The following is a 26,946-nucleotide window of genomic DNA, read 5'->3' on the forward strand; positions in this document are numbered from 1 at the left end:
TCCTTATCGCACTTATATCGGGTGATATCTTGTTGAAATCATCGACGCTGCGCAAGCTCAACCCTCATCTTGCACAGGAGTTCGCGCATGTTTGCCAAACAGTATTCGCACCGCTTGCCCGCTGACTACGACATGGCTGTGATTCGCCGGCGCGCCGCGCAGTTGGGGCCGCTGTGGGATAACGCAGAGGGGTTGCTGTTCAAGGCATTTATCGCTCAGGAGCACGGGGCCAATGTGTATTCGTCGGTGTACCTGTGGGCCGACCCGTTGCAGGCCGCTGACTTTTTGTTGGGCGAGCGCTTTCAGAAAGTGCTCGACAGCTTTGGGCGCCCGCATGTCGAGAGCTGGTTGCCGCTGGATGTACAGCGTGGCCCTGCGCTGGGCGCGTTGAGTCTTTATCGGGAGGAATGGCCACTGGCGCCTGGAGCCAATCGGGCCGAGATCCTGGCCGAGGAGAAATGCCGCAATCGACAGCTGGCGCTGAGCAAGGACACGTTTGCGGTGTTCCTTGCGCTGGATGTGCAGGCGTGGCGGTTGTTACGGTTCACCTTGTCGGACAGCGCGCTGGACGCCGAGCATCGCGGCACGGGTTACCAAGTGTTGTATCTGGCACAGGGCGTTGCACCCTTGCGCTAACTAAGCCAGTCTTGGTGGCCTCATTCTTGTCGTTGAAGCGATTGTGATGCAGGCCACTCGTTTGACACTCATTTGCCATGCCGTGACGCCGCTGCAAAAAAGGGGCAGTTTTCCCGATGACGAGTCCGTTGCCATGGATTGGCAAAAAGCGCAGTTGTCCCTTGCCGACCGTTACAAGAAGAACCTGCGCCTATTGTGTGGACCCGAGGCGCGGACCCGGCAAACGGCAGGCATGTTCGGCAGCCATCCCATTGTTGATCAAGCCTTGCGCGACGGTGACTTTGGCCGTTGGAAAGGCAAGGGCATCGACGAAATTGATCGCGATGAGTTGTCGGATTGGCGGCGCAACAGCGCCAGTACCGCTCACGGCGGGGAATCCGTGGACCAGGTGTGTGCCCGGGTTAGCCGGTGGATGAAATCCCTGGAGTCCCAACCTGGCCATGTGGTGGCCGTCACCCACCCCTTTGTGATCCGCGCCGCGGTGCTGTACGTCATGCAATGTCCGATCTCGATGTTCTACTTGATCGACGTCGAGCCGTTGTCCGCCACCGAACTGCGGTTCAACCAGGCCTGGCGACTGCGCCTGGAAACTCACGCCTGGCCGCATGAACATGGCAAAATCCACGCCCCGTAATGAGAGCAACCCATGAAACGCATCCTGATCATCGGCATTGGCGCCGGCAACCCTGACTACATCACGATGCAGGCCGTGAAAGCGCTCAACCGTACCGACGTGTTTTTCCTGATGGACAAGGGCCAGAGCAAAGACAAGTTGATCGACCTGCGTCGCGAGATCTGCGAGACCTACATCACCGAACCCGGCTACCGCTTCGTCGAGGCCGATTGCCCCGAGCGTGTGCGCGGCAACATCGATTACACCACCGCCGTGCAAGACCTCAACCGCGATAAGCAACAGACCTTCGAACGCATGATCAACGAGGAAATGGCTGACGGTGAAGTCGGCGCTTTCCTGGCTTGGGGCGACCCAGCCTTGTACGACAGCACCATTCGCATCCTGCAGGCGATCCTGGCGAGTGGCCGCTGCACCTTTGAGTTTGAGGTAATCCCTGGCATCACCAGCGTGCAGGCCCTGGCCGCGCAGCACAAAGTGCCGCTCAATCGCATTGGCAAGTCGGTCGAAATCACCACCGGGCGCCGCCTGGCGGCGGGGCAGGCCAGCGATGCCGACACCCTGGTGGTCATGCTTGACGCCGAAGACTCCTACCGCACGGTGGCGGACCAGGACCTGGATATCTACTGGGGCGCCTACCTGGGGACCCCGGATGAGATCCTCATCAGTGGCAAAGTGAGCGAAGTGGCTGAACACATAGAGCGGGTGCGCAAGGCGGCACGCCTGGAAAATGGCTGGATCATGGACACTTATCTGCTACGCAAACCCTGAGGTAACGTCCCATGCTCAAATTGTTTGCCCTGGCGCTGACCCTGGTGGTCGGGGCCGCTCATGCCGACGAGACGCTGCACACCGATTTGCCGTTGTCGTACCTGGAGCAGACCCAGGGCGATGCACGCAATCAGCCACTGGTGATCTTCCTGCACGGGTTTGGCAGCAACGAGGAAGACTTGTTCGGCATCAAGGATGCGCTGCCGTCCACCTGGACTTACCTCTCGGCCCGTGCCCCGATGCCGGTAGACCCGCACGGCTATCGCTGGTTTACCAAGACGCCCGGTGACGGCGAGTATGATGGCGAAACCGCCGACTTGCAGCGCAGTGCCGAGCTGATCGAAGACTTTGTCGGCAAAGCCACCACCAAGTACCACACCCAACCTGACCGAGTGTTCCTGGTGGGCTTCAGCCAGGGCGCGATCATGTCCTATGAGGTGGGCCTGCGCCGGCCGGCGCTGGTGCGTGGCATTGCGGCCTTGAGTGGCAGCGTGTTGCCGGTGCTCAAGGCTGAGCTCAAGCCGGATGCATCACTGGGTAGATTGGCGATCTTCATCGGTCACGGCACCCTGGACCAGGCGCTGCCCTACGCCTCGGCGACGCGGGCGAACGAAGTGTTGACGGGGTTGGGGTTAAAGCCGGAGTTTCATGGGTATCCCGGCATGAACCACACCATCAGCGAAGCAGAAGTGCAGGACCTCAAGGCCTGGCTGGAAAAAAGCCTGAAATAAACGCGGTCAAAAAATGTGGGAGCGGGCGTGCCCGCGATAGCTCCCACATTGGATCGACGTTGCTTGGGTCGCCAGGTTATTTCCCGCCGGTAATCTGCTTCACCAACGCCGCATGCCCTTTGGCATCATCTGCCCGCGAAATCGCCTGGATCACCAGGAGATGGTTGCCCGAACCGCCCAGGAATGTGGAATTCAGCGTCTTGCCGCCGCCTTGAGTGGCGGTGCTGTCGACCTGGCGCAGGCCCAGGCCTTTGACGGTCAGTTTCTTCTCGCTCTGTTTCTTGAAGTCGGGCAGGGCGGCGCTCTGGTCCTTGACGAAGCCAGCCACGGCGCCATCCAGGAATTGCGCGTCGTTATCGCCGATGTTTACCCCGTCTTTGCGCACGGTTTCGGCGACGATCACCACACTTTTCGTGGTCTGGTTGGCGTACAAGGTGCCTTGGGTGTCGGCGGTGCCCTCTTCAGCCTTGCCGGTGGGCAAGGTGTCGGCAACGTAGGCCTTGGGCAGTGTGAAGGTGAACTTGCCGCCCAAGGTGGAGATGGTTTGCGTGGTCGGCTTGGATGCGGCGAATACACTACCTGCGGTCAGCGCGAGGGCCAGCAGGGCGGCGGTCTTGGTGAAAGTGGCCATGAAGCGCTCCAGGGGTGAACGAAATTGCGCCGTATTCTGTCAGAATTTTCGCAAAATCGTTCACCTGTAGCCTCACACCTTGTCGGACTCTTCCTCAAGTCGATCCATCTCAAACAGCCGCGCCAGTTCTGCCCGGGCTTCCTGAGCGGTTTGCATCACCTTCGCCGCATCGTCGTACACCGCGTGTTGCGCTGCCAGCACTTGCAAATCGTGGTTCTTGAAGCGGGTGATGCGTGCATCGGCCTGTGCCTGGCTCAAGCCGAGGCCCACCAGGGTGCGTCGGCTCATCTCCAGGCTGGAGTAGAACGTTTCGCGAATCGGCGAGGCGTCCAGGTCCACCAGGCGGTGCACGTGCTGGCGGTTACGTGCACGGGCGATGATCTTCATGTGCGGGTAGAGGTTGCGCACCTGTTCGGCGGTCTTGATGTTGATCTCCGGGTCGTCCATGGCGATCACGAAGAACTCTGCCTGGTCGACCTTGGCTGCGTGCAGGATCTCGGGGCGTTGCGGGTCGCCGTAGAACACCGGCATGCCGCCGAAGCTGCGGGTCAGCTCGATGGTTTCCACGGAGGTGTCCAGGGCGATAAACGAGATGTTCTGCGCGCGCAGGATCCGCGCCACAATCTGGCCCATACGACCCATGCCGGCGATGACCACGCGCGGCGCGTCGCTCTCGATGGTGCGGTATTCCTCCGGTACTTCCACCGGCTTGACCTTGGGCTTGAAAAGCTTCGGGCACACCAACAGCAGCAGCGGCGTCACGGCCATGGACAAGGTGATGGTCAGTACCAGGATGTCGTAGAGGTGTGGTTCGAACAGGCCCTGGTCGCGACCGATCTTGAACACCACGAAGGCAAACTCACCGCCTGCTGCCAGCACTACGCCCAGGCGCAGGGCACTTTCGCGGTTGAGGTCACCGACCCACCGGCCCACAGCGTACAGCAACGGCAGTTTCAGCCCGATCAGCAGCAGCGTCAGCCCGATCACTACCAGCGGCGAGCTGAGCAGCAGGCTGAGGTTGGCGCCCATGCCCACGCTGATAAAGAACAGGCCCAGCAACAGACCCTTGAACGGTTCGATCTGGGATTCCAGTTCGTGGCGGTACTCCGAATCCGCCAGCAGTAGGCCGGCAAGGAAGGCGCCAAGGGCCATGGACACGCCCACCAGCTCCATCAACCACGCCGTACCAATCACCACTAGCAGCGCGGTGGCGGTGGACACTTCACGCAGGCCGGTCTTGGCGACGATGCGGAATACCGGCCGCAACAGGTAGCGTCCGCCGATAATGACCACCGCGATGCTGCCGAGGATCTGCAACACATGCTGCAGGCCTTGGGCTTCGGTGGTCGGGTGATCGCTGCCCGCCAGCAGCGGCACCATGGCGATCAGCGGGATTGCAGCGATGTCCTGGAACAACAGGATGGCAAACGCCAGGCGGCCGTGGGGCTGGTTCAGCTCCTTGCGTTCGGCCAGGCTTTGCAGGCCAAAGGCGGTGGACGACAGCGCCAGGCCCAGGCCCAGCACGATTGCGCTGTTCCACGACTGGCCAAACAGCCACAACGCCACCACCCCCATGACCAGCCCGGTAAGCAGTACCTGCGCCAGGCCCACGCCAAACACCGCCTTGCGCATCACCCACAGACGCTTGGGCGACAGTTCCAGGCCGATGATGAACAGCAGCAGCACCACGCCCAGCTCGGAGAATTGCGCGACGCTTTGCGGGTTGCCGATCAGGCCCAGTACCGACGGGCCGATGATGACACCCGCGAACAGATAACCCAGCACCGCGCCCAATTGCAGGCGTTTGGCCAGGGGCACGGTCAGCACGGCGGCGAGCAGGAACACCACGGCTGCTTGTAACAGGTTGCCTTCATGGGGCATTACGAACTCCAGGATCTTCAAAGCCAGTCAACAGGCGGGTATTAGAGCGCTTTTTACCTGTCGATAACTGTGTTTTTGCTGCGTATGCGTGTGATAGCGCTGCATTTTTACACGGGGCTTAAGGGCCTGGAGTCGTTCCGCAAGGATGTGCAAGCAATTCACCGACCTCTGCGTGCCGAAGCCCAGCAGCTGTTCCAGCAGCACCTGCAGGGATTGTCTCTGCATGAGCTGCGCAACGCTCAGCAGTTGAGCCAGCAAAGCCTGGCCAAGGCATTGAACATCAACCAGGCGGCCGTCTCCAAGATGGAACGGCGTACCGACAGGTACATCAGCACGTTACGCGACTCTATCCGTGCGATGGGGGGGCGAGCTGGAGATCATTGCGAGGTTTCCCGATGGTCAGCTCAAGATCGACAACGTTGCCTGCTGAACGCGGTTGCCAACGCCTGGCCTTGTACCGGGCATCCACCCATGGGCCACTCTCGCGAACCCACCCCTCGCCATGCGCGCTTTCGTACGGGGCGTCGACACCGTCCCTTTCAGTCGGGATTCCGACCCGTTGGCGCTGTCGCGTTCCAGCGTCAGCCAACCGCTCCCCGACCTGAAGGGGTGCCATGGCTATCTCTCCACGTGGGCAATCGGCTGCGGCTCCACCGGCGCCAGGTTGACCGGCTTGCGGTACAGGCCCACGGCCAGCCCTACGATGATGACGCCGATCGAGATCAGGTTGGGCGTGGAAATGCGCTCGTCGAGAATCAGCATCGAACTGGTGATACCGAACACCGGAATCAGCAGTGACAAGGGCGCCACGGTGGACACCGGGTACAGCTTGAGCAGCGAGTTCCAGCCCCAGTAGGCAAAGTGCGTCGCCAGGTACACCTGGAACAGGATCGACAGGATCGCCGTCAGGTCGAGGCTGGCTTGCAAGCCCTCGAAGGCGGCGCCGCCGTGCATCAGCCAGGCCGTGATGAACAGCGGGATCGGTGGGATCAGGCTGGCCCACACCATGAACGAGAAGATCTCCTTGACCCCGGACTTCTTGATGATGACGTTGCCCACGCTCCACGCCACTGCGCTGAGCACGATCAGCATGACGCCCAGCACCGCATGGTTGCCTTCCTGGGTGGAGATGATCCCTGCCAGGCCGATCAGGGCCAGCACGGCACCGAGCATCTGCGCGCCGCGGATCTTCTCTTTGAACAGCACAAAGCCCCAGCCCATGGTGAAGAACACGCTGAGCTGAATGATCAATGAAGCGATACCCGGGCTCACGCCCACCTGGATGCCGTAGTTGATCACGCCCCACATGCCCAGCCCGAAGATGAAACCGTAGGCGGCCACGTAGCTGAACTTGACGGCAGGACGCTTGATAAAGAACACCAGCGGCAAGGCGGCGAGCGCGAAGCGAATGCCGGTGAGGACAAACGGGTCGATGGCGCGCAGGCCCAGTTTGGTGATGGGGAAGTTGACGCCCCATACCAGGGTGACGAGTACGGCGAGTGACAAATGTTTTTTCAGCATGGACCCTCCTTGGGTCAGGCGGCACGCCGCAATCGCGAGGTGCCGCCGGAAAGTCAGTTCAAGGCGAACCGTTTTTGCATCAGGCACAACCCGGCAATCTCCATCAGCAAGTTGTCTGCCGAGGCGCGTTGGGTGACAGACAAGCTTGGCAGGGTTGCCAGCAGGGCACGTACTTTACGTGGATCGAAGAACGGCACGTTACTCAATGCTGGGCCGCTCAACACGTCGTTGATCATTTCATACAGCTTCGATTGCGGGCTCTCGGACGCAGGCGGTGCACGGAAGTACTGCTTCTTGCGGTCCAGGACAGCCTGCGGCACATAAGGGCGCATGGCCTCGCGCAGGGCGTATTTTTCGGTGGCGCCGCGCACTTTCATGTTGACAGGCAAGCGGCACGCCGCCTCGATCACTTGGTGATCCAGCAGCGGCGGACGGCCTTCCAGGCTGCCGGCCATTTCCATGCGGTCGCCCAGGGAGGTCAGTACCACGTTGGGCAGGCTGGACTTGGCCACCATGTACAGCGAGCGGTTGACCGGTTCCCAGCCGTTGAGCGCCCGCGGGCTCAGGCGGTCGTAGAACTCGCGATAGGCATCGGTATTGCTGAAGCGCTCACGGAAGTCATCGCTGTACAGCTGAGCCAAGGGCCCGAACAACGCCGATTGGGTTTGCAACCAGGACACACCGTGGCCCAGTTCGTCCTGCACCCATTTCACATCGTTCTTGCCACCGGGCAGGTAGCGATCTTCGCTGGCGTGCAGGCGTCGGGTGAGCTCGGCGATTGCCGTTGGGTCCTGGTTTTCGTGGTTGTACAGCACCATGTCGCGTCGATAGTGCGGGTAGCCACCGAAGACTTCGTCAGCGCCTTCGCCGGTCAGCACCGCACGCATGCCCTGGTTCTGCACGTATTTGCACAGCAGGTACTTGGCCACGCTGTGGGCGTTGGCGAAGGGCATCTCGGCGTGCCACAGGGCATTTTCGAAGTTGTCCGCCATGTCGGAGGAGTTCACCGACAGCACGTTGAGATGGGCGCGGTTGTGCCGGGCGGCAATTTCGGCGTACTGGCGTTCGTCGTAGGCTTGCTCGCCTTCGAAGGACAAGTGGAATGCCTGCAGTGGCTGGCCGGTCAGCTCGGTGGCAATCCCCAGCATGGCCGACGAATCCAGGCCGCCACTGAGGCATACACCCACCGGTACATCGGCGTGCAAGCGCAACCGTACGGACTCTTCGATGGTGTGGCGCAGCGAGTCGATCATCTCGGCTTCAGTGCGTTGCTCGGTGGCCTGGGCATCGGGGAATTCCCAGTCCCAGTATTGCTCGGTTTGCAGGCCGCTTTCGTCGGCGATGATCCAGCAGCCGGGTTTGACGCTGCGAATGTTGTTGAACACGGTACGGTCGCGCAGGATGAAACCCCGGTTGGCATAGGCTTCGTGGTCCCACTGCGCGGGCACGCCGGCCGCGAGCAAGGCTTTGATTTCGGAAGCGAAGTACCAGGCGCCTTCATGCTCGGTGTAGTACAGCGGCTTGACGCCCACTCGGTCACGCACGGCAAACAACTTTTTGCGCAGGCGGTCGAAGATCAGGATGGTGAACTCGCCGCGCAGTTGCTTGAGGCCGCGTACGCCGTGGCGGCGGTACAGGTGCATGGCGATTTCGCTGTCGGAAGACGTCTTGAAGCGGCAACCATAGCCTTCCAGCTCGGCGCGAATGCGTTGATAGTCATAGAACTCGCCGTTGACCATCATCACCAGGTCGCCCTCATCGGCGACGATCGGCTGGGTGCCGTTACCCAGGCCGACCAGGCCCAGGCGTACATAACCGAAAGCGGCCTGGCCCTTGGGGTCGAACCACTGGCTGGAGCTGTCCGGTCCACGGTGATGGATCGCACGCAGGGCGGCGTCGAACATGTTGGGGTTGAACGCACGAGGTTGCTTGGCGAAGACGCCAATGTATCCACACATGACAATTACTCTTTTAAATTTGTAGGGGGCAGCAGCACGCTGGGTTCAAACAGTGGTGACCGGTTCGGTCTTTTCCTGCAGCTCTGGCAGCACCGCTTCGGGGTGTATGCCAATGGCGCTGAGGATCTCGGGCATGGCCGAGTAGTCCGCTTCACCGGTCTCGGTAAAGTGCGTGGGGAGCAGCAGCGATTGATCGCCGAACACTTCGAGCAGTTGCGGCAGGATGATTCGCCACGCCGAAATCTCGCGCATCGGGAAAATCCGGATGGAGTTGGCGATACCGCGGGTGAACAACGCGGTTTGCTGCGGGGTGAACTCACCGACCACCTGCTGTACGAACAGCGGGAAGATGTGCTTGTGCACCAGCTCGTCTTTTTTGTGCAGGGCCACCACGTGACGGAACACCGGCTGGATATCCGGCGCATCGCTGAGGTCGGCCAGGTAGTCGCTGATAAAGGTCTCCGAGACCAGCGAGAACGCCAGGCGGTAGATCTTGAAGTCCGTCTCGGACAGGGTGGCCTGGGCCTGGCTCAAGTGGCGCGTCAGTTCCAGCTCCGGCCATTTGATGCGCATGCCGCGTTGGGTGATCGCCAGCTCGCACATGTTGATCGAGAACAGCGTGTGGTAAGCCTCATCCGCCAGGGTTTCGGAAATCGTCGCGGCGCTGGCGGAACTCAGGCGCGAGCCCAACTGCAGCAGGTCGATGCACGACGGGCAGATGATTTCGGTTTCGATAGCGATGGTTTTCTGGTTGTAGATGACCCAGCCGGCCGACAGGATCAGCAGCTTCAGGGCATGCGGGTAGTTCTGGTAATGCGGGTCATGGGCGAAAGGTAACAGGGCCTCGAGAAAGTCCGGCGCCTGCAGGTCCAGCTGGATATCCGGGCGTTGGGAGTCGAGCTTGATCTGGGCGCGTTTGTGCCAGCTGCGTTCGATTTTGATCAATCGTTCATCGGCCGCGTCATTGCTGCGATAAAGATCGTCTTGAGTGCTGTGCTGAAACATGGTTTCACCGGGTTGAAAGTGAGTTGTGAAGGCCATCCATGGTTTGCCGAGGTGGGCTCGGCAACGTTCACGACCGGGAGTTACACCGCTGGCGCGGTCTGGATCTTGTCCTTCTTGCGATCCAAAAAGTCCGCCAGGCGATCCTGTGTGCGGATGTCGGAAGACACCACTGCGGCAATCAAGGCCTCTGTCATGAGGCCGTCCTGCTGGCTCTGATCGACAATGCGTGGCAACACGTGAGTCACCGCGTAGTTGGTCATGGGCAGGTTGCCGGCGATCTTGTGCGCCAATTCGGTGGCCTTGAGTACCGCCTGGCCAACCGGCACCAGGTACTGGGCCACGCCGCGCTCATAGCTTTCCTTGGCGTAGAGCGTGCGACCGGTGAGCATCATGTCGGTCATCAGGGCGATGCCGGCGATGCGTGGGAAACGTACCGATGCACCGACGCCGACATACAAGCCGCGCATGGCCTCGGGCAGCGAGAAGAAGGCGCTGTCATCCACCACGCGCAGGCTGCAGGCGGTGGCGATTTCCAGGCCACCACCGATGGCGGCACCGGTAATGGCCGCCACCACGGGCACCTTGCCGAACTGGATCAGTTCGAAGGTCTTGTGCCATTCGCGGAAGGCCTGGACGTTATCGATGACCGATTGGTCGCGGATTTCCGACAGGTCCAACCCCGTGCAGAAATGCTGGCTGGTGCTGTAGAGCACGGCGGCACCAATGCCCTCGGGCATGTTGGTGAAGGTATCGCGCAGTTCGTGCATGACTTCCAGAGACATGGCGTTTCGCTTCTGCGGGCGGTTGAGTCCCACCATCAGAACGGCGCCGTCTACTCGTACGTCCAAGTAGTTTTTGACACTCATTTTCCGAATATCCCTTCGATATGAACCCAACTTGGGGAGCGACGATTCTAGGTGGCAGATTAATGGCCCGCTTGCTATGTCAGGTCATACTTTGACAAAATCGGGCCATGCCGCCGACCTTCACCTTTTCGCCCTACGAACCCGATAGCCCCGAAGCGGTGGTGACGCTGCGCGAGTACCCATCTGGCACCGTGTTTCCAAGGCATACCCACCGGCGCGGGCAGTTCGCCTATGCCTCGACAGGCGCGTTGAAAATGTTCACCGACCTGGGTAATTGGGTCGTGCCGCCCCAGCGCGCGATCTGGGTGCCGGGCGGGGTGGCGCACGAGATGCACATGCGCGGCGACGTGGTGATGCTCAATACCTACCTGGACGACGACGCGGCACGACGCGCCGGGTTGCAGGACTACTGCCAGGTGTTTGGCGTCTCGCCGCTGTTGCGCCATCTACTGGAGGCGGCACTCGCGATTGGGCCATCGGCCTCGCCCAGCGTCCGTGATCGTTGCGTGTTGACCCTGTTGATCGATGAAATCGGCACCATGCCTGAGTTGCCATTGAGTGCGCCGCTGCCTTCGGAGTCGCGCCTGGCCCGTTCTTGTCAGCGCTTTCTCGAGGCGCCCACGCAGAAAATCTCGATTGGCGAGATGGCCGATTGGTCGAGCATGAGCCGGCGCACGTTTACGCGTAACTTTCGCGAGTGCACCGGTATGACCTTTGTTTCGTGGCGCCAGCAGGTGTGCCTGCTGGAGGCCACCGCGCGGCTCAGCCATGGCTCGTCCATCACGGATGTGGCGTTCGAGTTGGGTTTCAGCAGCTCCAGCGCCTTCACGTCGGTGTTCCGCCGCAACCTGGGCGATTCGCCGGCGCGTTACCTGGCCAAGTCCAAGGCCGCTTCCATATTCTGAAAGGATGAGCCGGCCAACCGGGTGCCTTTTCCCCCAGCGGTACGGCGTTGAGCCTCGCCCTTTGTTACTATCGCCGTCCCTTGCCATCAGGAGTCACTGCCCCATGCAGCACCAGTGGGATGAAATGCACCGCACCCGCAAGCCCACGTTCGTACTGTGTGGCGAGCCTCAGGGCGATGTGCTCAATCTCTATGTTCACGGTTATTCGGCGTTCTTCAACCGGCAACAACTGGGCGGCTTCAAGGAGCAGTTGGCGAGTATCGAAGGCTCGACCAACCTGATGCTGTTCTGGCCGGCGGGGCATTTCCTGGAAAACCTGTTTGCCCCCGTCAAGGATGTGATTGGCGCGATGCTTGGCGGCGGTGGCCTGGGCGCGGCGACTGTCGGGGTGGGCAAGGCGATTGCGTATTTCCTCGACCACTACAAAAGCGTCGAGGCGCGGGTGGACGAAGTCGCCAGGAGCCTGCTGCCGGAATTGGCCAGCTACCTGCACTGTGAGTCCATGGCGGTCCGGCGTATCAACTTGATCGGCCATTCGCTTGGCGCACGTATTCTGGTCAAGAGCCTGCTCGCCAGCCCTGAAACCGCTCGCGAACTGCCGCTGGACAATCTGCTGTTGATGGGGGGCGCAATCTGCACGTCGAGCCCGTGGGATGAAGTCTCGGCGCCGCTCAAGGGGCGGGTGATCAATTGCCACTCCAGCAAGGACTGGGCCCTGGCCATGAAGCCGGACACCGAGCGCTGCATCGGCCGCTACGCGATCCCGGTGACGCCGGCACTGAAAGCCAAGGTCACCAACGTGCACCTGGCGACCTTCGACCATGCCGCCTACTGGCCGCAGTTGCAGACGGTGGTGCAGTACACCGACCTGTTGCACGAGCGACGCGGCATGATCCGCGCCGACCAGCGCAGCCCCGAAGTGCGTTTTGCCGAAGAAGACGCGGAGTTGTTCCCCGCGCTGGTGCAGGCGCGGCCGGAGGAGTTGAAGTTCCTCGCCGAATTGATGGCACAAAAGCGCAGTGCGTCTATCGACGCCACGGTGCGCGAGCCGCTCAAGCTGGCTATCGAATTGCAGCGCATGGGCGGCGATACCTTCATGAACCTGGCCCGTGGGCATGGTGTGAGTTACCGTCAGATCGCCGAAGATGTGGTTCAGCGGCTGGGGATCAAGTTCGATGAGCCGCTCGATACCGTCGAATTGGCCGACCTGGAAGCCCAGGTCGCCGAGAAGCTCATCGAACAGTACAAGGACAAACTCAGCAACGCCGATCGTCAGGTGTTCGACGCCGAACTCAAGGCCGCTGCGCAGAAGGAGCAGGGGATGTTCAGCCGTTTCGACGTCGGCCGCTCCGCCACCACCGCATTGAGTGGCACGGCGCTGGCGGGGCTGACCGGGTTTATCCTGCGCCGAGGGGCCGCCACGGCTATCCCGGTGGTCGGCCAGGCCCTGGCAGCGGCGATGCTGCTGGTGAGTGGGGTGCGCGCGTTTTCAGGCCCGGCCTATTCGATTACCACCCTGGCAGTGCTGGTGATTGGCGTGATTCGCCAGCGGATGGAGCGTGAGGCGCTGAATCAGGAGATGGACCTGGTGGTGCAAGTGGTCGAAACGTTCGACCTGCCGCGTGAGACGGTGATGCGCACGGTCGCGCCCGACTGATAAGCTGCGCCTCTGTCGAGTGTGTTTGCCTGGGATCCCGCGTGAAATTCAGCCTGCCAAAAATTGCTACCGCCCCGTTTTGCCCGCCGGAAGTGGCCGGCTCCGTTGCCGTGGATCCCAAGGCTTCGTTCTTCAAGCGCGTGCTGATGTTCGCCGGCCCGGGCCTGTTGATTTCCATCGGTTACATGGACCCTGGCAACTGGGCCACGGCCATCGAGGCGGGCTCTCGCTACGGTTACAGCCTGTTGTTCGTGGTGCTGCTCGCCAGCCTGGCGGGGATGGCGGTGCAGTGCCTGTGCTCGCGGCTGGGCATTGCCACCGGCAAGGACCTGGCGCAACTGTGCCGCGAGCGTTATAGCAAGCGGTCGGCACGCACCCAGTGGCTACTCGCGGAAATCTCCATCATTGCCACCGACCTTGCCGAGGTGCTCGGCTGTGCCCTGGCATTTCACTTGCTGCTGGGTGTGTCGCTGACCACCGGGATTGTCATCACCGCCTTCGATACCTTGCTGATCCTGGCCCTGCAGAACCGGGGGTTCCGCCGTCTGGAAGCGATCATGCTGGCCCTGGTGGCGACCATTGGCGTGTGTTTCTTTATCGAACTGGTCCTGATCAAGCCTTACTGGCCGGACGTGTTCAGCGGCTTCACGCCATCCCTCTCGGCCATCAGCGACGCTGCGCCGCTGTACCTGGCCATCGGGATTCTCGGGGCCACGGTGATGCCTCATAACCTCTACCTGCACAGCTCCATTGTGCAAACCCGCCTGATCGGCAAGGACCTCGCCAGCAAACAGGACGCGGTCAAGCTGGCACGTATCGACACCATCGGTTCACTGGCCCTGGCCCTGCTGGTCAACGCCGCGATCCTGGTGCTGGCCGCTGCAGCCTTCCACAAGACCGGCCACACGGATGTGGTCGAAATCCAGGACGCCTACCACCTGCTCGACCCCCTGGTGGGGGGCGCGTTCGCCAGCATCCTGTTCGGTATCGCGTTGCTGGCCTCCGGGCAAAGCTCCACCTTTACCGGCACCATCGCCGGGCAGGTGATCATGGAGGGCTACCTCAACCTGCGTATTCCCTGCTGGCAAAGGCGCCTGATCACCCGTGGGCTGGCGTTGATCCCGGCGTTTCTGGGGGTATGGCTGATGGGCGACGACGCCATCGGCAAGCTGCTGATCCTTAGCCAGGTAGTGCTCAGCCTGCAATTGCCGTTCGCGTTGTATCCATTGATCCGCATGACCGGTGATAAACAGCTGATGGGGCCGTTCGTGAATCGGTTGCCGACACGGTTGCTGGCGTGGTTCCTGTTCGCGGTAATCAGTGGGGCGAATGCCTGGCTGATTGGGCAGTGGGTGTTTGATTAAGGGCGCAGGTTAAACAAAAGGACCTGTGCTCGAATGCATCCAGGGTGTGCGCCGGAAGGGGCGCATCAAAGCCTTCAGCCATTGACCATTTCCCTTTCATTGCGCCGATCCGAGGACCCGCTGGCAGTTCTACCGCAATATCCATGGAGGGGGAGGGTTACAGGCTGCCCAACACGCGACGCACAAAGATGCTGGCCGGTTAAATCAGGTCGGAACTACTTTTTGTCGTAGGAAATACCTCCCGCGCCGCACCTGCGCCCGTCACCGATCCCAATACGGCACACCGCCAAAACATTCCACAAAGTAATCGATCACCGTGCGTACCTTCAGCGACAAGCGCCGGCTACCTGGCCATAGCGCCGCAATCTGCTGCGGCTCAAGCGTGGTGGCCACTTCATAGTCGGTCAGCACCGCCTGCAAGGTGCCTGCACGCAAGCCTTCGCCGATCAGCCAGGAAGGAAACACCACCAGTCCCAACCCTTGCTCGGCGGCGTGGGTCAAGGTGTCGGCGTGGTTGCCGGTGATCGGGCCCTTGACGCTATAGGGCGTCCAGTCGTCCTGGCCTTTGCGGAAGAACCAGCGTTGCTGGCCGGTGATGCCTTTGTAGGCCAGGCACTGGTGGTGGGTCAGTTCGTCGGGGTGTTGGGGCGTGCCATGTCGGGCCAGGTAGGCGGGGCTGGCGGCGATGCGAAAGCGCTGGGGGGCAAAGATGCGTGCCTGCATGCTGGAGTCGTTGAGCACGCCGATACGGAACAGCAGGTCGGTGCCATCTTGCAACGGGTCGACGTAGGTGTCGGTTTGCTGGATGTCCAGTTGCAGCTTCGGGTAGCGCCTGCACAACTCGCCCAGCCACGGTGACAGGTGACGCTGGCCGAAGACCATCGGCGCATTGATGCGCACCAATCCGCTGGGTTCGCTTTCCTGTTCTTGCAGGGCCTGGCCGGCGGCTTCCAGCTGTTCCAGCATCAACCGCGCGTGCCGCCCGAGCAGGCGCCCGGCCTCGGTAGGGCTGACGGCGCGGGTATGGCGGTACAGCAACTGCTGGCCGAGGGCCTGCTCCATCAACTGTATCTGCCGAGAGATGGAGGAGGGTGCCAGGCCCTCACGGCGCGCCACTTCGGAAAAACTGCCGAAATCCAACACCGCGACAAACAGGCGTAGCGCCTTGAAACTCAGTTCGTTCAAGCCTTGCATCATGCCTCCATGCTGTGCGTTTTACGCAAAGGTGTTGTTGGCATGCTCCCATTTATCGCACAGGACTGCCACTGGATAATGCGCGCCATCCAATCCTTTGTTGATGTGCAGGTGATGTATGCAAGCAAGTTCTATCGAGGGCGTGGCGCAAGCCAAGCCGAAAAACAGCGGCCTGCGACTGCTGTTGCTGCCGCTGGTGATCCTGGCCGGCATGGGCCTGTCGGTGGAGGCGGGGTTGCTAGGGCCGCTGGGTGTGCAGGTCGGCCATTTATGGGCGACGTTGAGCATTTTCGGGGTGGGCTCGGCGATCCTGTTTCTGCTGCTGTTGTTCAGTGGTCCGCAAAAGGGACCGGCGTTGTCCACCCTGCCGCGCTGGCAGTTGATCGGCGGTTTCCTGGGGCCGATCTACGTGGTGGTGCTGACGCTGGCCACGCCGCATATCGGTATTGCGATGACCATGATCGCGATTCTGTCGGGGCAGGTTGGCAAGAGCGTGCTGATCGACCATTTCGGCTGGTTCGGCACGGCGCGCAAGCGAGTCAATGGCGAGCGCTGGATTGCCCTGGCGTTGATTGTGGTGGCACTTGTTCTGATTGCACGAGGTTAAGGCGATGAATCTGATTCTGTTACTGGTAGTCGTGGTTGCCGCAGGGGCGGTGTTGAGCGTGCAGGCAGCCATCAATGGTCGCCTGGGCCAGGCCGTGGGTGTATTGCGGGGCAGCCTGGTGACTTTTGTGGTGGGGGCGATTGTCACCGCGTTGTTGATCCTGTTCTTTGAGCCCGCCCAGGCGGTGAGCTTGCTGGATGTGCCGAAATGGCAACTGACCGGCGCGTTGTTCGGTGTGGTGTACATGATGGTGATGGTTGGCGCGGTGCCGGTGGTTGGCACGGCTGTCGCCACTGTCGCGGTGATCGTCGGCCAACTGGGCATGGGCATGTTGATCGACAACTTCGGCTGGCTGGGCAACCCGGCCATTGAATTGTCGGCCAGCCGGGTCGTGGCGATGGCCTGCCTGGCATTGGCGCTGGTGTTCATGTATCGCAGCAATACCCGCACCGACTGATGATTTGAACCATCGACGGCGGGCCGCAGTCACTGCTTAAGGTGCCGGCGTCCGCCGCACCGGGACGACCATGAAGAAGGAGTCTGACATGCCAGATAAAACCTGTGCCTGCCCACACTGCAAGTGTGTATTGGGGGCTGATGCGGTAATGAAGGACGGTCAGGGCTATTGCTGCCAGGGCTGTGCCGAGCACCACGCCCATGGCGAACCGTGCGCAGCGGCCACGGGCTGCGAATGCGCCAAGTCGGCCAAAGGCTGAATGCGTTCACAACGGAGGGCGCTGGCTTGCCTGCAATGGCGGTGAGTCAGCCACCCATCAGTCATTGATACGCTGCCATCGCAGGTAAGCCAACTTCCACACGCCCTGTGCGTGGTGTTGGCTACTGGGTTTCCAGTTCAAGCCGCAGGCTATGGTCTGACAGCCGTTGGCTATCCTTTACGACCGCGCTGGTGCGTCGACCCTCGAGGGCAAACACCACGGTGTGCGCTGCGTGCAGGTCATCCGGCAAAGGCTGGAACACCTTGAGCACCGTCCAGCCTGGTTGCTGTTGGAGGCTCACCTGGCATTCGACATGCTTGGCCATTGGCCCAAAAAGAGTGTCCTGGGTGTAGTCAATGCGCGCCTTGCCATTGACCGCTACCGGCAAATCCATGGTTATCCCTTCCTTATCAAGCCTGGGCGCGCGCGTCCGAGCGGCGCCATTGCACGTTGGTAATGCCGAATTTCTCAGCTTGCTGCTGGCTGGTCTTCTTCACTTGCTCACGAGCAAAGCGGCCGATGCGGCCGACGCCCGCGTCACAACTGGCCCAATGCCAGGCTTCAGCGGCATCGAGCTTTTCCAGGCGAATGATGAATGACTTGGGCTCGCCATGCAGCGTGTAGTCGATCACAAACAGTTTTGCGTTATTCATTGGTCCATTGACCCTCCCGGTATAAACAAGTGATCACCCGCGACTGTAAAAATTCACTCGGATTGTCGAGCGGTGGTCATTACCATGGCGGCTCACCCTGATTGATGTGCACCCTATGGCCCAGGCCGCGCCGCCCGACCTCAGTGATCACGCCGTTCTCGTGCAGCCCCTGGCGCGCACGTACCCGCGTGGGCTGTACGTTGAACCCCACAGCCACGACTGGGGGCAGTTGCTCTATGCCATGAGCGGCGTGATGTGGGTCGAGACCCCGCGCGAAGCCCTGGTGGTGCCGCCGCAGCGTGCGGTTTGGCTGCCGCCGGGTGTAGAGCATGGGATTCGAGTGGTATCGGATCTGCAGATGCGCAATATCTACTTGCGCCCGGCGCTCGCAGCGACGCTGGACAGCCAGGTGCAGGTGATCGAAGTCGGTGGGTTGCTGCGGGAGCTGATCGTGACCCTGGTGGACGAGGGTGACAGCGGTGAGGCGGGTTACTACGACGCAGTGGTCAGCCTGGCCTTGCTGGAGTTGCAACGGGCGCGTCGCTCGCAAATCCGCATCGCCATGCCGGTGGAGGCCGACCGCCGCCTGGTCAACGCCTGCCAGGCGGTCATGGCCGCGCCATCCCTGGAGATCCCGTTTGAACAACATGCCGAAACCGCCGGTGCCAGTGTGCGCACCCTGGCGCGGCTGTTCCAGCACAACCTGGGCATGGGCTTCGCCGAGTGGCGCCGCCAGGTGCAACTGGCCACGGCAGTGGCGGAGTTGATCCAGGGCCAGTCCGTCGGCAGCATTGCCCGCTCCCTCGGTTACTCGCCCAGTAGCTTCAGCGACATGTTCCGCCGTGAACTCGGTGTGGCGCCTTCCCACTACCTGGGTTAAAGGGTTGGCCGAAATCCCGAAGCACTTGGCCGATGCTTCAGGATTCGTCTCTCTAGACTGAGCGCATCCACCCACACGGCGCTGACCTCATGAACTACCTGATTTCCCTCGCCATTGGCCTGTTTGTCGGCGTGATCTACGGCGCCCTGGATTTCCGCTCGCCCGCACCCCCGGCCATCGCCTTGATCGGCCTGATGGGCATGCTGCTGGGCGAAAAGCTCTGGCCCATGGGCCGGCAGTTGGTGGGCACCTGGTTGTCTTGATCCCTTTTTCTCTTCGATGGATATTGGCCATGAAAGCACTGCAATTTACTGCCACCGGTGATCTCGCCGCCCTCGGTTTTGTCGACGTTGCCACTCCGGTCCCGGCCGCGGGTGAAGTGCTGGTACAGGTCAAGGCCGCCGGCCTCAACCCCAGCGACGTCAAGAACGTGCTCGGCCGTTTTCCCTACACCACCTTGCCACGCATTCCCGGTCGCGACTTTGCCGGTGTCGTCGTGGAGGGACCACAGGAACTGGTCGGGCAGGACGTCTGGGGCACTGGCCGCGACCTGGGTTTTTTTGCCGACGGTTCCCATGCCCAGTACCTCACCGTGTCGGCCAAGGGCGTAGCGCATAAGCCGACCCATTTGAGTTTTGCCCAGGCAGCCAGCCTCGGCGTACCGTACACCACCGCCTGGGACGCGCTGGAGCGCAGCGGTGTGGGGAAAGGCACGCGGTTGCTGGTGATCGGCGCCAATGGTGCTGTCGGCAGCGCGGCATTGGCCCTGGCGAACATTCGCGGTGCCCAGGTGCTGGCCGCAGTGCGGCGTCCTGAGCAGGTTGGGGTGTTGCAGGGGCAGGGCTTCGAGGCGATTGCCCTGGGCACGCCGGAAGAACTGGGTGCGGCGGTGAATGCCGTGTTCAAGGGCGGTGCCGATGTGATTTTCGACACCACGGGGTTCTGGCTGCCGGCGGCGGTGGCAGGCCTGGCGCCGTTCGGTCGCATCGCCATTATCGCGGCACCGGTGGACGGCCATGTGCAACTGCCGGCACTGGCCTTGTATCGCAAGGGCGGCTCGGTAGTGGGGATCAATTCGCTGCTCTACAACTGCGAACAATGCGCGGTCATGCTGGAGCAGTTCGGGCGCTTCTTTGACGAGGGCTTGCTGCCGCTGCCCACCGGCCTGCGTGAGGTGGCGCTGGCCGATGGGGTGCAGTGCTTCGACGCGGTGAACCAGGGCAGTGCGGACAAAATCATCTTCCTGCCCTGACGGCGCCTATGGGTGGATCCTCACGCTTCTGGAACGCCTTTCTCCCATGCCGACCAGTTCTTGAGGATCGCCTGCACCAGCGGGTTACCCGTGCGGTACAGGTTTTCCAGCGCCGGCACGAAGCCCCCTTGATCGGCGTATTTGAGCAGGTTGTCCACTTCGCTGTAGCCAGGGTACGGGCGGTCGAAGTCCGAGCCGGCACGCACCACCGCCAGGCGCTGGATATCCACCAGGCCTTCGCGGCTGGCGCGTAGCAGGGCCTCATAGGTGGAATTGTCTTCCTGCTGGGTGGTGCAGTACTCGCCTTTGTTGTCGGTCAGCAACTGGGTCCAGACTTCGGCGCGTTCGCTTAAACGAGTGCCCGAGAACCAGGTGTTGCCCGCCAGCGTGTCGCAACGGGTGACTTGTGGCGGCTGGTTGGCAGGGGCGGCAGGATAGTGCTTGCGCCAGGCGCTGGACTCCTTGCTTTCCGTCAGCTCGACTTTCTGCGACAAGGCGAAGGCCTTGGCCTGCAACTTGGGGTTGAGCTCAAACACTTCGGTCTTGTAGTCCAAGGGTGGTTTTTCGTTGGGCCCCTTGGTGTTGATGCCGATATAGCCGGTCGGCCAATCCTTTGGGGCATCCCGTGAATCCAGCTCCCATTGAGTGCCGAACTCCACCAGGTAGTGCGCCCAGGCAGCGGTGCCGAGGGTGCCGTGCTTGGGGTTGATACCGGCGATTCCGGCGATCAGGAAGTAGCTCTGGCGCAAGTCGAACTTGGGTGACAGGGCCAGGGCGAGGGTGGACGCGGCGGCATTGGTCTGGCCCATGCCGGTCACCAGCAGGCACACGTCCTGGGTGTTGCAGCGGATCACCGGGTACTCAGCCGACAAGCCTGGCACGCGCACTTGCTGCTTGAGTTCCAGCCGATCGATCCAGGTTTGCGCTTCCGGGGCGAACATGGTGATCAGCATGACCTTGGGTTTGATCGGCGCCGGTGCATCCGCCAGCACCACGTGGGGCAGCAGGGCCAGGCCGACAGCCATCGAGAAGCCGGTAACGGAGAAACGGGTAAACGCTTTCATCTAAAGCTCCTTGATTAGAATTGGTAGCCCACGCCGGCGTAGTAGCCCCAGCCGTCGGACCGGGCGCGAAAGTTGCCTTCGCCGAAATTCAGCTCGCTGCCGTCTTCCCAGTTGCCGCCGTTATGGAAATAACGACCGACCAGGGTAAAGCGCAGGTGGGTAAACGAATACAACAGCACATTGGTCGCCACCACGGAGTTGGCGGTGCGCGCCGGGTTGTCCTTGTGCAGGTCCGAACCGAAATCGTAGTTGGTGAAGCCGATGTAAGTCAGCGAGGCGCCGTTATCGAACTTGCCGATGGGCACGATGTACTTCATTTGCGCGCGGTAGCCGTCCCAGGAATATTCGTTACTGGCGCCATAGTTTTCCCACTGGTAACGCCCGTAGAAGTTGGCCGACAGGTTGACCCGCGAGTGGGTGTCGATGTCGGTGCCGAGGCCGCTGTACAGGGTATTGGCGCGGTTTTCCTTGTTGCTGCCGTGGTCGTAGATCCAGTCGAACGCCACGTACCATTCCTTGAATGGCCCGATGGCCAGGCTGCGGCCCGCCAGGTAGTCGATGGAGATGCGCGGCTCGTGCTCCATGAACACTGGCGAGCCATGGTCCCACACGCCTTTGTCATTACTGTTACCGATCGTGAGGATCTTAGGCACGTCGATATAGCCGTACAACTCGAAGGGTCCCTTGCGGCCGAAGTACTCGTATTCCAGATAGATGTCATCTTGCGGCTTGGGGCCGAAGCTGATGTCTTTGCTGCCGATCAACGTCAGGTCCTGGTTGAACCAGTCCGACAGGTACGCGCCTTTTTTTGCCGGGCTGGCTTCAGGGCTGAGGGTTTCGCCCTGTGCTGAGTCATCGGCGGGTTTCTCCTGCGCCAAAATGGGGGCGCTGAGTACTCCCGTAACGGCGGCCAGTAGCAGGGAAACACCAAGGGAAGCAGGGTGCCAAGAGGAGTGATGCATTGAAAATCCCTATTCGTACGCGGTTTGGACCCGATTCTTCGGGTGGGGGTGAACTGGGTGGCCAAGTTCGTACCGCAAACGTTTGCACAGGCTGTACCAACTTTGCTCAATCGATTGATCAGCCTGAAAAAAAATGGGATTAGTCGACCTTTTGGTCAGAATTGACTGGGTGTCATTTTTTCAATGCGTTGGAACAGATGCATCGCCGTTTCCCGCCGATAGTCACTCGGCGTCTGGTTCATCTCGATGCGAAAGTGCCGGTTGAAATTGGACAGGTTGGCGTAGCCCACTTCAAAGCAGATGTCGGCCACCGACATGTCACTTTGCAGCAACAGCCGGCAGGCGCGTTGCACACGGAACTTGCGCATCAGGTCGATGAACCCGTGGCCGGTGTTGCGCTTGAAGAAGCGCGAGAAGCCTGGTTCGCTCATGTCCAGCTGTTGTGCGATCACCGACAAGCGCACATCGCCCGTCAGCTCGCGCATCAAATAGTCAAACGCTTTGTTGATGCGCTCGGCGCTACGCGCGTCCAGGGTCGGCGCATAGCACGGGCTGGCCAGGGCCTTGACCTGCTGCGGCGGGGCGTTTTTCAGGGTGTCGAGCAATTGCAGGAACAGGATCAACCGCTGCAGGCCATGGGCGCTGCCGATGGCTTCCATCAGATTCGCTGCGGTGACGGCAGTGTCGCCTATGAATTCCAGACCGCGACGGGCCTGTTCGAACAATACCGACAGGTCACCGAGTTCCGGCAAGGTCTTGCGCAGGGCGAGGAGGGCGGCGCCGTCAAATTGCAGCACCACGTCGCGGCCGCTCAGGGACTCGCCGGGCGCCAGCTCGCCGATCCAGTCGTGGGGCAGGTCGGGGCCGATCAGTGCCACATGCCCGGCACTGAATGCACCGATATAGTCGCCGGCCACCAGTTTGCCGCTGCCTTGGCGGATCAGGTGGATTTCGAATTCGGGGTGGTGGTTCCAGCGCGCCAGGTCATAGGGGTAGTCGTGTTCGAACCAGCGAAAGCAATGATCCGGTTCGGGCAGGATCACTTCGAGTTCGGCGGGGCGATGTTCGAACAGTTGGGCGCGACTGACGGGCATGGTGATGCCTCTTTTAGAGGTTGGATCGTCTCAAAATACGCGGGTTGGTAACGGACGCGCTACCCCCGGTTTCGCCCGGCACTGATACTTTTTTAACTTCCAGTCAGCAGTTAAAAAAGTATCGGTCGAGCATTCGCCATGCGTTTGTGAGGGCTTGGCCAAGCTGCTGTAATCGGCGCTCAACAACAAGAAAAACAACAGGTGGAAACCGCTATGTTCAAGATCCCGCAAGCGTTGTTCCTGCTTTCTGGCCTGGCCTTGGCAATGCCCAGCCATGCCGCCGACACCGTCACCATTGCCACGGTCAACAACAGTGACATGATCCGCATGCAGCGCCTGTCCAAGGTGTTCGAAGAACAGCACCCGGACATCAAGCTCAATTGGGTGGTGCTGGAAGAAAACGTGCTGCGCCAGCGCCTCACTACCGATATCGCCACCCAGGGCGGGCAATTCGACGTGCTGACCATCGGCACCTACGAAACCCCGCTATGGGGTGCCAAGCACTGGCTGGAACCCCTGGCCCCACTGCCGGCCAATTACGACGCTGACGATATCTTCCCCTCGGTACGCCAGGGCCTGTCGGTCAACGGCACCTTGTATGCCTTGCCGTTCTATGGCGAAAGCACCGTCACCTATTACCGTACCGACCTGTTCAATCAGGCAGGCCTGAGCATGCCGGCGCACCCCACCTGGACCCAGCTCGGTGAGTTCGCGTCCAAGCTCACCGCCAAGGACAAGGACCAGTACGGTATGTGCCTGCGTGGCAAGGCTGGCTGGGGCGAAAACATTGCCTTGCTGAGCACCATGGCCAACGCCTTTGGGGCACGCTGGTTCGACGAACAGTGGAAGCCCGAACTGACCAGCCCCGAGTGGACCGCTGCCGCCAACTTCTACGTCAACACCCTCAAGCAATATGGGCCGCCGGGCGTGTCCAGCAACGGCTTCAACGAAACCCTGGCGCTGTTCAACAGCGGCAAATGCGCGATCTGGGTCGATGCCAGCGTGGCCGGTTCCTTCACCACCGATAACACTCAGAGCAAGGTCGCCGACCGCGTAGGTTTTGCCGCCGCGCCTACCGAAGTCACCGATAAAGGGTCCTCGTGGCTCTACGCCTGGTCCCTGGCGATTCCGGCCACCTCCAAGCACAAGGACGCCGCGAAGGCCTTTATCAACTGGGCGACTTCCAAGGACTACATCCAATTGGTGGCCGACAAAGAAGGCATCACCAACGTACCGCCAGGCACCCGCCAGTCCACCTACAACGAGGCGTACCTGAAAGCGGCGCCCTTTGCCCAGGTGACCCTGGAGATGATGAAGCACGCCGACCCTGCACACCCGTCGGCCAAGCCGGTGCCGTACGTGGGCATCCAGTACGTGACGATCCCTGAGTTCCAGGCGATTGGCACGTCGGTCGGCAAACTGTTCTCGGCTGCGCTGACCGGCGGCATGTCGGTTGACCAGGCCCTGTTGCAGGCGCAGTCCAGCACCGAGCGCGAGATGAAACGCGCCGGCTACCCGAAATAATGTTCACAGGACACCTCAATGAAACGACTCGAAGGTAAGAGCGCGCTGATCACCGGATCAGCACGCGGGATCGGCCGCGCCTTTGCCCAGGCCTACATCGCCGAGGGCGCCACCGTGGCCATCGCCGATATCAACCTGCAACGCGCCCAGGCCACCGCCACCGAACTGGGCCCGCAAGCCTACGCGGTGGCAATGGATGTCACTGACCAGGCCTCCATCGACGGCGCGATTGCTGCCGTGGTGGCCCAGGCCGGCAAGCTGGATATCCTCATCAATAACGCCGCGCTATTCGACCTCGCGCCTATTGTCGACATCACCCGCGACAGTTACGAGCGGCTGTTCTCGATCAACGTCGCCGGCACATTGTTCACCCTGCAGGCCGCCGCGCGGCAGATGATCAGCCAGGGGCACGGCGGCAAGATCATCAACATGGCCAGCCAGGCCGGACGGCGGGGCGAGGCGTTGGTGGCGATCTACTGCGCGACCAAGGCGGCGGTGATCAGCCTTACCCAATCGGCGGGGCTGAACCTGATCAAGCAGGGCATCAACGTCAACGCCATTGCCCCCGGCGTGGTCGAGGGTGAGCACTGGGACGGAGTGGATGCGTTGTTTGCCAGGCATGAAGGGTTGGCGCCAGGCGAGAAAAAGAAGCGGGTTGGGGAGGCGGTGCCCTTTGGGCGGATGGGGACGGCGGCGGACCTGACCGGGATGGCGATCTTCCTGGCCTCGAAGGAGGCCGACTATGTGGTGGCCCAGACCTATAACGTCGACGGCGGCAATTGGATGAGTTGACTGCAGGCCGAGTAAAAATGCGGGAGCGGGCTTGCTCGCGACTGCGGCCGTTTGAAGAACCGCGGTTTCTGTAGCGATGCCGCGGTCATGGTGTGGTAGAACGGCAGCTTGACGCTGCCATCAGCCACTGCGTTAAGTGGATGCCAGGCCACAGGAGAACGACCATGCCCCTTGCGAAAACCGCCATTGCTTCATTCGACGTGGATGCCCAGAAGAGCTTCACGCCACTGTGCCCCAACGAGCTACCGGTAGCGGGCGGTGACCAGATCGGTGCCGAACTCAATTACATGGCCAGCCTCGCCGGCCATCGCGTCGGCAGCAAGGACGCTCACACCCCGCACGCGCCCTGGGTGGTGTCGCAGCACAGCGAGATGCTACAACCGACGGGCCTGGCCCACGCCGATGTAACCTGGGTGAGCCACTGCGTACCGGGCACCGAAGGCTTCACCTTGCTGGACGAGTTGCCCACGCCCTACGACTACGATTACTTCATCTGGAAAGGTGTCGAACCCGACCTGCACCCCTACGGTGCCTGCTACCACGACCTGCACGACAAGTTGTCGACCGGCGTCATCGAGTACCTCAGGGCCCAGGGCGTTAGCCGCGTGATCGTCGGCGGCCTGGCCCTGGACTACTGCGTCAAGACCACCGCGTTGCAACTGCTCAGCGCTGGCCTTGAAGTGGTCTTGCACCTGCCGGCGTGCCGAGGCATCACGCAGGAGGGCGGCGTACAGGCGGTCAATGATCTGCTCAAGGCCGGTGCCCAGATCAGCAGCAGCCGCGAAGAACTGGTGGCGTTGGCCACACGTTGATGGCCGAGGTCGACTTGATTGGCTGGAATGATCGCTGTCGTGTGTCAGCCCGTTCCTATCTCAAGGCGTCCTCTTAAGCGTCTACGCGGCCACGGATCGGAACAACGCGGCCGCCCGTCGTTCTGCGCTCAACACTCGATGCAATATCGATGGATTCGTTAGTGTGAGTGCAATGATAAATAAAGTCGGCGCGATCACTGTTGTTATTCATGTTCTATTCTCTTAGTGCGCAACCTTGCTTGCCTTACAGGCTTCAGATGATTGATGGCCGCGCGCTTTCGATCACCCGTCGTTCGTCCAGTACTCTGCTTTTGGTGTACTGTTAAAAGACTTACCTACCAGAGGTTTCCAATGTCTAAGCTTGCCGAATTCCGCCAGCTCGAAAAACACCTCGCCGAACAGCTCCAGGCACTCGAAGCGTTGAAGGGTGATGTTGGCCTCAAGAAAGAAATCGAATTCGAAACGAAGCTTCGGGATTTGCTCGCGAAATATGGTTACAGCTTGAAAAACGTGATCAACCTGCTGGATCCGCAAGCCGGCCGACGCGCCTCTTTAGCCGCGCCGAAAACCGGTACACGCAAAGCCCGCCAGGTTAAGGTCTACAAGAATCCGCACACCGGCGAGACCATTGAAACCAAGGGCGGCAATCACAAAGGGTTGAAAGAGTGGAAAGCTGAACATGGTTCGGCCACCGTGGAATCCTGGCTCGCCCAATGATCATCGCTTGAGGTAAAAATGGGCCCAACGAGGGCCCATTTTCAGTTAACCGCTGGCTGGCTTGAACCTCGACACGGCTGCCAATCGTCCCTTCGTTCAATCACACGTTCAGGGCACTTCGA

At 61.1% G+C, this 26,946-nt stretch carries 29 protein-coding genes and 1 pseudogene; 18 read left to right on the forward strand and 12 right to left on the reverse strand.

Going from position 1 to position 26,946, the window contains the following annotated elements:
- Positions 1-87 precede the first annotated feature (87 nt).
- Genes CQ002_RS15475 through CQ002_RS15490 form a run of 4 tightly spaced genes read left to right on the forward strand, consistent with a single transcriptional unit; the run spans position 88 to position 2,769 of the window.
- Positions 88-636, forward strand: a complete 549-nt coding sequence (locus CQ002_RS15475) for a DUF4865 family protein (protein ID WP_105162000.1) — start codon at positions 88-90, stop codon at positions 634-636.
- Between the two features lie 46 nt (positions 637-682).
- On the forward strand, positions 683-1,270 hold the full coding sequence (locus tag CQ002_RS15480) for a histidine phosphatase family protein (RefSeq protein ID WP_105162001.1): 588 nt from the start codon (positions 683-685) through the stop codon (positions 1,268-1,270).
- A 12-nt stretch (positions 1,271-1,282) separates the two neighbouring features.
- Positions 1,283-2,038 carry a precorrin-6A synthase (deacetylating) gene (cobF, locus tag CQ002_RS15485; RefSeq protein ID WP_069023094.1) on the forward strand — a complete coding sequence of 252 codons (756 nt, stop codon included), beginning with the start codon at positions 1,283-1,285 and terminating at the stop codon, positions 2,036-2,038.
- Between the two features lie 11 nt (positions 2,039-2,049).
- Positions 2,050-2,769, forward strand: a complete 720-nt coding sequence (locus tag CQ002_RS15490; protein ID WP_105162002.1) for an alpha/beta hydrolase — start codon at positions 2,050-2,052, stop codon at positions 2,767-2,769.
- A gap of 76 nt (positions 2,770-2,845) precedes the next feature.
- On the opposite strand, the gene CQ002_RS15495 is transcribed toward CQ002_RS15490, so the two are convergent.
- The gene (locus CQ002_RS15495) at positions 2,846-3,400 is read right to left on the reverse strand and encodes a hypothetical protein (protein ID WP_069023099.1); all 555 of its coding nucleotides are present in this window, start codon (positions 3,398-3,400) and stop codon (positions 2,846-2,848) included.
- 72 nt (positions 3,401-3,472) lie between these two features.
- On the reverse strand, positions 3,473-5,281 hold the full coding sequence (locus tag CQ002_RS15500; RefSeq protein ID WP_069023101.1) for a monovalent cation:proton antiporter-2 (CPA2) family protein: 1,809 nt from the start codon (positions 5,279-5,281) through the stop codon (positions 3,473-3,475).
- Positions 5,282-5,428: 147 nt separating this feature from the next.
- Here CQ002_RS15500 and CQ002_RS15505 point away from each other — a divergent pair.
- Positions 5,429-5,711 (forward strand): annotated as a pseudogene (locus CQ002_RS15505) (XRE family transcriptional regulator).
- A gap of 188 nt (positions 5,712-5,899) precedes the next feature.
- Here the strand turns inward: CQ002_RS15505 and CQ002_RS15510 are convergent.
- From CQ002_RS15510 to CQ002_RS15525, 4 genes are all read right to left on the reverse strand, one after another.
- Positions 5,900-6,802, reverse strand: a complete 903-nt coding sequence (locus CQ002_RS15510) for an EamA family transporter (RefSeq protein WP_069023106.1) — start codon at positions 6,800-6,802, stop codon at positions 5,900-5,902.
- 53 nt (positions 6,803-6,855) lie between these two features.
- On the reverse strand, positions 6,856-8,760 hold the full coding sequence (asnB, locus tag CQ002_RS15515) for an asparagine synthase (glutamine-hydrolyzing) (protein WP_069023108.1): 1,905 nt from the start codon (positions 8,758-8,760) through the stop codon (positions 6,856-6,858).
- Between the two features lie 45 nt (positions 8,761-8,805).
- Positions 8,806-9,765, reverse strand: a complete 960-nt coding sequence (locus CQ002_RS15520; RefSeq protein WP_069023110.1) for a diiron oxygenase — start codon at positions 9,763-9,765, stop codon at positions 8,806-8,808.
- 80 nt (positions 9,766-9,845) lie between these two features.
- A complete protein-coding gene (locus tag CQ002_RS15525) occupies positions 9,846-10,631 on the reverse strand; it encodes a crotonase/enoyl-CoA hydratase family protein (RefSeq protein WP_016977256.1) in 786 nt (261 codons plus the stop codon).
- Positions 10,632-10,738: 107 nt separating this feature from the next.
- Between CQ002_RS15525 and CQ002_RS15530 the strand changes: the two genes are divergently transcribed.
- The 3 genes from CQ002_RS15530 to CQ002_RS15540 all read left to right on the forward strand — a co-directional run bounded on the left by CQ002_RS15530 (position 10,739) and on the right by CQ002_RS15540 (position 14,557).
- Positions 10,739-11,536 (forward strand): helix-turn-helix domain-containing protein, encoded by a 798-nt coding sequence (locus CQ002_RS15530; RefSeq protein ID WP_069023112.1) that lies wholly within the window; start codon positions 10,739-10,741, stop codon positions 11,534-11,536.
- A 103-nt stretch (positions 11,537-11,639) separates the two neighbouring features.
- A complete protein-coding gene (locus CQ002_RS15535; RefSeq protein WP_105162003.1) occupies positions 11,640-13,193 on the forward strand; it encodes a DUF726 domain-containing protein in 1,554 nt (517 codons plus the stop codon).
- 41 nt (positions 13,194-13,234) lie between these two features.
- The gene (locus CQ002_RS15540) at positions 13,235-14,557 is read left to right on the forward strand and encodes an Nramp family divalent metal transporter (protein ID WP_069023116.1); all 1,323 of its coding nucleotides are present in this window, start codon (positions 13,235-13,237) and stop codon (positions 14,555-14,557) included.
- Positions 14,558-14,818: 261 nt separating this feature from the next.
- Here the strand turns inward: CQ002_RS15540 and CQ002_RS15550 are convergent, their stop codons facing one another.
- Positions 14,819-15,751: a LysR family transcriptional regulator gene (locus CQ002_RS15550; RefSeq protein WP_098466269.1), complete on the reverse strand. Its 933-nt coding sequence runs from the start codon at positions 15,749-15,751 to the stop codon at positions 14,819-14,821.
- A 118-nt stretch (positions 15,752-15,869) separates the two neighbouring features.
- Between CQ002_RS15550 and CQ002_RS15555 the strand changes: the two genes are divergently transcribed.
- The 3 genes from CQ002_RS15555 (at position 15,870) to CQ002_RS15565 (ending at position 17,074) form a co-directional block, all read left to right on the forward strand.
- Positions 15,870-16,358, forward strand: a complete 489-nt coding sequence (locus CQ002_RS15555; RefSeq protein ID WP_069023120.1) for a DMT family transporter — start codon at positions 15,870-15,872, stop codon at positions 16,356-16,358.
- A 4-nt stretch (positions 16,359-16,362) separates the two neighbouring features.
- Positions 16,363-16,815, forward strand: a complete 453-nt coding sequence (locus CQ002_RS15560; RefSeq protein ID WP_069023122.1) for a DMT family transporter — start codon at positions 16,363-16,365, stop codon at positions 16,813-16,815.
- 88 nt (positions 16,816-16,903) lie between these two features.
- Positions 16,904-17,074 (forward strand): metallothionein, encoded by a 171-nt coding sequence (locus tag CQ002_RS15565; RefSeq protein ID WP_081327098.1) that lies wholly within the window; start codon positions 16,904-16,906, stop codon positions 17,072-17,074.
- A gap of 121 nt (positions 17,075-17,195) precedes the next feature.
- On the opposite strand, the gene CQ002_RS15570 is transcribed toward CQ002_RS15565, so the two are convergent.
- Both CQ002_RS15570 and CQ002_RS15575 read right to left on the reverse strand, forming a co-directional pair.
- Positions 17,196-17,468, reverse strand: a complete 273-nt coding sequence (locus tag CQ002_RS15570) for a hypothetical protein (RefSeq protein ID WP_069023125.1) — start codon at positions 17,466-17,468, stop codon at positions 17,196-17,198.
- Positions 17,469-17,484: 16 nt separating this feature from the next.
- A complete protein-coding gene (locus tag CQ002_RS15575; protein ID WP_069023127.1) occupies positions 17,485-17,727 on the reverse strand; it encodes a DUF6555 family protein in 243 nt (80 codons plus the stop codon).
- 115 nt (positions 17,728-17,842) lie between these two features.
- Between CQ002_RS15575 and CQ002_RS15580 the strand changes: the two genes are divergently transcribed.
- The 3 genes from CQ002_RS15580 (at position 17,843) to CQ002_RS15590 (ending at position 19,859) form a co-directional block, all read left to right on the forward strand.
- The gene (locus CQ002_RS15580; protein ID WP_105162004.1) at positions 17,843-18,607 is read left to right on the forward strand and encodes a helix-turn-helix transcriptional regulator; all 765 of its coding nucleotides are present in this window, start codon (positions 17,843-17,845) and stop codon (positions 18,605-18,607) included.
- An 89-nt stretch (positions 18,608-18,696) separates the two neighbouring features.
- Positions 18,697-18,870, forward strand: coding sequence for a DUF1427 family protein (locus CQ002_RS15585; protein ID WP_012723684.1), 174 nt, complete (start codon positions 18,697-18,699; stop codon positions 18,868-18,870).
- A 29-nt stretch (positions 18,871-18,899) separates the two neighbouring features.
- Positions 18,900-19,859 (forward strand): zinc-binding alcohol dehydrogenase family protein, encoded by a 960-nt coding sequence (locus CQ002_RS15590; protein ID WP_105162005.1) that lies wholly within the window; start codon positions 18,900-18,902, stop codon positions 19,857-19,859.
- Positions 19,860-19,879: 20 nt separating this feature from the next.
- Here CQ002_RS15590 and CQ002_RS15595 read toward each other — a convergent pair whose 3' ends face one another.
- From CQ002_RS15595 to CQ002_RS15605, 3 genes are all read right to left on the reverse strand, one after another.
- Positions 19,880-20,923, reverse strand: a complete 1,044-nt coding sequence (locus tag CQ002_RS15595) for a purine nucleoside permease (protein ID WP_069023134.1) — start codon at positions 20,921-20,923, stop codon at positions 19,880-19,882.
- 14 nt (positions 20,924-20,937) lie between these two features.
- Positions 20,938-21,885 (reverse strand): nucleoside-specific channel-forming protein Tsx, encoded by a 948-nt coding sequence (locus CQ002_RS15600; protein ID WP_069023136.1) that lies wholly within the window; start codon positions 21,883-21,885, stop codon positions 20,938-20,940.
- 155 nt (positions 21,886-22,040) lie between these two features.
- Positions 22,041-22,979 carry an AraC family transcriptional regulator gene (locus CQ002_RS15605; protein ID WP_105162006.1) on the reverse strand — a complete coding sequence of 313 codons (939 nt, stop codon included), beginning with the start codon at positions 22,977-22,979 and terminating at the stop codon, positions 22,041-22,043.
- A gap of 264 nt (positions 22,980-23,243) precedes the next feature.
- Here CQ002_RS15605 and CQ002_RS15610 point away from each other — a divergent pair, with 264 nt between their 5' ends.
- From CQ002_RS15610 to CQ002_RS15625, 4 genes are all read left to right on the forward strand, one after another.
- The gene (locus CQ002_RS15610) at positions 23,244-24,503 is read left to right on the forward strand and encodes a sugar ABC transporter substrate-binding protein (RefSeq protein ID WP_371919458.1); all 1,260 of its coding nucleotides are present in this window, start codon (positions 23,244-23,246) and stop codon (positions 24,501-24,503) included.
- A gap of 18 nt (positions 24,504-24,521) precedes the next feature.
- On the forward strand, positions 24,522-25,295 hold the full coding sequence (locus CQ002_RS15615; protein ID WP_098466276.1) for an L-iditol 2-dehydrogenase: 774 nt from the start codon (positions 24,522-24,524) through the stop codon (positions 25,293-25,295).
- Between the two features lie 164 nt (positions 25,296-25,459).
- Positions 25,460-26,107: a nicotinamidase gene (locus CQ002_RS15620; protein WP_069023144.1), complete on the forward strand. Its 648-nt coding sequence runs from the start codon at positions 25,460-25,462 to the stop codon at positions 26,105-26,107.
- 351 nt (positions 26,108-26,458) lie between these two features.
- Complete coding sequence (locus CQ002_RS15625) at positions 26,459-26,824, forward strand: histone-like nucleoid-structuring protein, MvaT/MvaU family (RefSeq protein WP_105162008.1); 366 nt, start codon at positions 26,459-26,461, stop codon at positions 26,822-26,824.
- Positions 26,825-26,946 lie beyond the last annotated feature (122 nt).

The sequence above is a fragment of the Pseudomonas sp. MYb13 genome, assembly GCF_002980075.1.
GTDB classification, from domain to species: Bacteria; Pseudomonadota; Gammaproteobacteria; order Pseudomonadales; family Pseudomonadaceae; genus Aquipseudomonas; species Aquipseudomonas lurida.